Raw genomic sequence first — 5,282 nt, forward strand, 5'->3', positions numbered from 1 at the left:
TGGGGTCGCACCAGTCCTCGCCTTGCGCTATGCTGGCGATCGCGCTCACGGCATCGGACAAAGCCTTCCCTCGCGCTCGCCTTGATCAAAGGCGGGAACTTGCGGATACTCGCCGGGCCAAACGACACCCTCACAGGAGACACATCGCATGAACGAGCAGGAACAGAAAGCCATTCTTACGCTCAGCCTGATGGCTGCCTTCGCCGACGGCATGAAGGACGAGGCCGAGCGTGCCGAACTCAAGCGCATTGCCGAAGCCCTGGCCGGCGAGCGATCGATCAATCTCGCCGCCCTCTACCAGGATGTATTGCTCAAGCGCGTGACGATGCCTTCGGCAGTGGCGGCCCTGACAACCACTGAGGCGCGGCAACTCGCCTTCGAGATGGCGGTCTGCGTCTGCGACGCCGACGGCGTTCAGTCGGCAGCCGAGCAGGCCTTCCTTGCCGATCTGCGGGGCACCCTGGGGCTCGATGTGCAGCAGGCGGCAGCCTACACGCAGCAGGCCGAAGCGATCGCCGCACTGCCGATCGCGGCAAACCCCGACATCGGCGCAGGGACGGCGCCGCACGCGCAGAATGCGCCGGCCACGCCCGCCGCTGCCTACGCATCGACGATGAGCGAGGGCGAAATGGACCAGGCCATCCTCAACGCGGCGATCCTCAACGGGGCGCTGGAGCTGCTGCCGGAATCGCTATCGACGATGGCCATCATTCCACTGCAGATGAAGCTGGTCTACCGTATCGGCAAGTCCTACGGTTTCGAACTCGACCGCAGCCATATCAAGGATTTTCTCGCCACGCTCGGCGTCGGGCTGACTTCACAGTATCTTGAACAGGCCGGGCGCAAGCTGCTTGGCGGCCTGCTCGGCAAGGTCGGTGGCGGCCTGTTGGGCGGCCTCGGGAAGCAGGCGGTGAGCTCGGGCATGAGCTTCGCCAGCACCTATGCGCTCGGTCACGTCGCCCGGCGCTACTACGCCGGTGGCCGCAGTTTCTCGACTCAGATGTTGCGCGAAGCCTTCGACAACGTGCTCGGCGAGGCCAAGGGTCTGCAGAGCCGCTATCTGCCCGAGATGCAGGCCCGGGCGCGGACGCTGGATACGGCCCAAATCGTCGACCTGGTCCGGCGTGGGTAATCGCCCGCTGCCAGGACGAACGGGATGACCTCTTGCCGCTGGCCGGCCAACGCTGCCGGGAACCGACTGGCTGATGCTTGACTTCGATAATCGTTTCGTCCGCGATCTACCTGGTGACCCGGAACCTCGCAACACGCCGCGGCAGGTCTTCGGCGCCTGCTGGTCGCCGGTCGATCCGACCCCGGTCACGACACCCCACCTGCTCGCCTATTCGCGCGAAGTCGCGTTGGCGCTCGATCTCGACGAACAGGCGATGGCCGCGCCAGCATTGCTTGCCGCATTGGCCGGCAACGCCCTGTTGCCGGGAATGGTCAGTTACGCCAGCTGCTACGGAGGCCACCAGTTCGGTCAGTGGGCCGGGCAACTAGGCGACGGCCGGGCGATCCTGCTCGGGGAGGCGATCAACCGCGCTGGACAGCGCTTCGAACTGCAACTCAAGGGCGCCGGCCCCACGCCCTACTCGCGTCGGGCAGACGGACGCGCCGTGCTGCGCTCTTCGATTCGCGAGTTCCTGTGCAGCGAGGCGATGCATCACCTGGGGGTGCCGACGACGCGAGCGCTGAGCCTGGTCACCACCGGCGAGTCGGTGGTGCGCGACATGTTCTACGACGGGCATCCGGTTGCCGAACCGGGCGCGATCGTTTGCCGGGTCGCACCCTCGTTCACCCGTTTCGGCCATTTCGAGCTGCCAGCCGCGCGCGGCGAGCGCGATCTGCTGCAACGCCTGGTCGAGTTCACCATCGCGCGCGATTTCCCCGAGTTGGCGATCGACCCCGCGCACGGCCTGGCTGCCTGGTTCGGCGAAATCTGCGAGCGAACGGCACGCCTGATGGTGCACTGGATGCGCGTTGGCTTCGTGCACGGGGTAATGAATACCGACAACATGTCGATCCTCGGTCTGACCATCGACTACGGCCCCTACGGCTGGGTCGACAACTTCGATCCCGGCTGGACGCCCAACACCACCGACGCGTCGAGCCGCCGCTACTGTTTCGCGCGGCAACCGGCGATCGCACGCTGGAATCTCGAACGACTGGCCGACGCGCTGGCCATGCTGACGCCAAAGCCGGACGCAATGCGCGAGGCTCTCGAGCGTTATGACGAAGTCTATTCCACCGGGTTCTGTACGGCATTTGCCGCCAAGCTGGGCTTTCGGCACTGGCTGCACGACGATGTTGATCTGCTCGAGGATCTCTTCGAGCTGATGCACCGGGCAGAAATTGACATGACCGAGTTCTTTCGCAGTCTCTCCCGACTGGACATCGAGCAGCCAGACATCGATGTGCTGCGGGAATCCTTCTACCGAGAAGATCTGTGCCAGCGCTTCGCCGGCGGCCTGACGCGCTGGCTGGCGCGCTACGCTGCCCGCCTGCGGCAGGACGGAGACCCGGCAGAGCGGCGCCTGGCGCGCATGAACGCCGCCAACCCGCGTTATGTACTGCGCAACTACCTGGCGCAGCAGGCAATCGATCGCGCTGAACAGGGCGACACGCAAATGATTCACGACTTGCTCGACGTTCTCCGCCGGCCCTCAGACGAACAACCGGGGCGCGAAGCGTTCAGCGCCAAACGACCCGATTGGGCAAGGCACCGGGCAGGTTGTTCGATGCTCTCGTGCAGTTCCTGAGCGCCGGCCGGGCAAGGCGCGCTAAAATGCAGCCCCATCTTCACCACTGGTTTCGACCAACGAGGAACTGCCATGCCCTTCACGCCCGATCTGGTCGATGAACTCAATACGCTGATCCATTTCGATCTTGGAACAACCCAGCAGGGAATCAAGATCCACAAGACCGCCGATCCGGCAATCATCGCGGCAACCCGGCGGCTGCATGCCAAGGGGCTGCTGACGCTGGTCGACGGCGGCTACCTGACAAGCCTGGGCCGCGATGCGGCCGAGCACGCGCAGGCTGCACTGACCATCCTCCAGTCGTGAACATTGTTTCCTGGTGGCGCCAGCTGCTCGCACTGCTTGCCACGGCAAGGCTGACCATTCTCGAATCATGAACAGTGTTTCATGGCGGGGCCTGCTTCTGCTCGCACTGCTTGCCACGGCGGCGCTGGCCAACGCTGCCGCCGAGGTAGCCAGGCCGCGTGTCGCCTTGATCCTCGGCGGCGGTGGCGCACGCGGTGCGGCGCACATTGGCGTCCTCGAGGTGCTAGAGAAGCTGCGCGTGCCGGTTGACTGCGTCGCCGGCACCAGCATGGGCGCGCTGGTCGCCGGCGTATACGCCGGCGGCATGTCGCCAGCGAAGATGCGCGAAGAGCTCGCCAAAGCTGACTGGGACGACCTGTTCCAGGACACCCCGCCCTACTCGCAGCGGACTTTTCGCAACAAGGTGCAGGACAGGCGTTACCTGCCCGCCTCGGAAACCGGCGTCGGCCCCGACGGCCTGAGGTATCAGACGGGGATCGTCACCGGGCAGAAAATCAAGCTCTTCTTCAACCAACTGGTCGGTGACCATGTCGGCCAGCGCAGGATCGAGGATCTGCCTCTGCCTCTTTCGATCATTGCCACGGACATCGTCCATGGCCAGCAGGTGGTCTTCCGCAGCGGCAGCCTGTCATCGGCCATGCGCGCCAGCATGTCGGTTCCCGGCCTGATGTCGCCGGTCGAGATCGACGGAGAGAAGCTGGTGGACGGTGGCCTGGTCAATAACGTGCCGATCGACGAAGCGCGTTCGCGCTGTCAGGCGGACATCGCGATTGCCGTCAACGTCGGTTCGCCGCTGTTGAAGGCAGATCAGATCGGCAGCCTGCTGAGTGTTTCGGCCCAGATGGTCAATATCCTGACGGAGCAGAACGTCGTCCGCTCGCTGGCCACTCTCAAACCAACCGACATCTACATCAAGCCCGACCTTGAAGGAATCACTGCCGGTGACTTCAAGCGCACTTCGGAAACGGCTGACCGGGGCGTCGCGGCAACCGAAGCGCTTGCTGATCGCCTGCGTCCACTGGCAGTCAGCGAAGCCGACTATGCAGCCTGGTCGGAAAACATACAGCTTGCCCGACGTGAGGCGCCCAAGGTGCACGAAATACAGATTGCCGGACTCAAACGGGTCAACCCGGTCATGGTCGAGCAGCATCTCGGAATCAAACCGGGTGACGCTATCTCGCCCTCGAGCATCAAAGACGATCTGATGCGAACCTATGGCGACGGCTACTACGAGAGCGTCGATTATTCTCTGGACGATACGGTGCGCGAGCGCAACATTCTGCGCGTGACGCCGCTCGAGAAGAGTTGGGGCCCCAATTATCTCCGCTACGGCGTCAGTCTCGACAGCAACTTCAAGAGCGACTCCAGCTACACTTTGCGTCTCGCCTATCAGAAAACCTGGCTGAACCATCTTGGGGGGGAATTGCTGGCCTTCGGCGAGATCGGCTCGGTCAACCGTGTAGGGATGGACTATTACCAACCGGTCGACGAGCGTCAGCGCTATTTCCTGGAAACCAATATGTCTTATGGCAGCCAGGTGAACTCTATCTTTCAGAACGACAACAAGCTTGCCGAATACCACGTCACCAAGGGCGTAGCCAGACTCAGCGGGGGGATCAACCTCGGCACACTGGGTCAGGTCCGTGCCGGTTGGGAACAAAACTGGTGGAACGCCAAGCTCGATGTTGGCTCTCCCTTCCTCCCGGATCTGTCGAAGCGCTATGGCGGCTGGATTGCGCAGGCCGACCTCGATAGCACCGACCGCCTCTATTTCCCGACCACCGGCTGGTTCTCAAAGATCAGTTATTTCGACTCGGCGGCCGAAGGCTTCAGCAAACTCAACGCCAGCGCGGGCGTCTACACGAGCATGGGCGACTGGGTGCTGAATAGCCGCGCGTCGTATCAGGGTTCCCCTGTCGGGCAACTGCCGATCTACGATTCCGGGAGCCTCGGGGGCGTTTTCAACATGACCGCCTTTGCTCCGGGTCAACTGAAAGGGGACGACATGACCTATGGCAGTCTCCGTGCGGAACGAATCATTGGTCGCCTACCCCTTGGCCTGCGTGGAGACATGCGGCTGGGGTTGATGCTCGAAGCGGCCAAAGTTGGTACCCCCTATACCGAAACCGAACTGAAAGGCTGGATCAACTCGACCGCGATCTATCTCGGTGGTGAGACCCCGCTGGGCCCGGTCTACTTCGGTTACGGCTATTCGAC

3 protein-coding genes and 1 pseudogene are annotated in these 5,282 nt (G+C 63.2%); all 4 read left to right on the top strand.

Annotated features, from left to right (window positions below):
• Positions 1 to 139 precede the first annotated feature (139 nt).
• Positions 140 to 1,132 (top strand): annotated as a pseudogene (locus V5B39_RS21670) (YcjF family protein); the annotation flags it as partial.
• Positions 1,133 to 1,205: 73 nt separating this feature from the next.
• Positions 1,206 to 2,759: a protein adenylyltransferase SelO gene (locus V5B39_RS21675; protein WP_332344889.1), complete on the top strand. Its 1,554-nt coding sequence runs from the start codon at positions 1,206 to 1,208 to the stop codon at positions 2,757 to 2,759.
• 72 nt (positions 2,760 to 2,831) lie between these two features.
• The gene (locus V5B39_RS21680) at positions 2,832 to 3,065 is read left to right on the top strand and encodes a TIGR02647 family protein (protein ID WP_332344890.1); all 234 of its coding nucleotides are present in this window, start codon (positions 2,832 to 2,834) and stop codon (positions 3,063 to 3,065) included.
• Positions 3,066 to 3,132: 67 nt separating this feature from the next.
• Positions 3,133 to 5,282, top strand: a 2,150-nt coding sequence (locus V5B39_RS21685) for a patatin-like phospholipase family protein (RefSeq protein ID WP_332344891.1), incomplete at its 3' end; no start/stop codon positions are given.

Source organism: Accumulibacter sp. (genome assembly GCF_036625275.1).
Taxonomy (GTDB): domain Bacteria; phylum Pseudomonadota; class Gammaproteobacteria; order Burkholderiales; family Rhodocyclaceae; genus Accumulibacter.